Here is a 223-nt window from a genome sequence, read left to right on the forward strand (position 1 = left end):
TCGGGCTTAGTGATCCGGTGGTACCGAATGGAAGGGCCATCGCTCAACGGATAAAAGCTACCCTGGGGATAACAGGCTTATCTCCCCCAAGAGTCCACATCGACGGGGAGGGGGGGCACCTCGATGTCGGCTCATCGCATCCTGGGGCTGAAGTAGGTCCCAAGGGTTGGGCTGTTCGCCCATTAAAGCGGTACGCGAGCTGGGTTCAGAACGTCGTGAGACA

At 58.7% G+C, this 223-nt stretch carries 1 rRNA gene; it reads left to right on the top strand.

The features are described from left to right. A 23S ribosomal RNA gene (locus WFK81_RS30860) occupies positions 1 to 223 on the top strand; the annotation flags it as partial.

Origin of the sequence: Paenibacillus sp. MMO-177 (genome assembly GCF_037147795.1) — a bacterium.
Lineage (GTDB): Bacteria > Bacillota > Bacilli > Paenibacillales > Paenibacillaceae > Pristimantibacillus.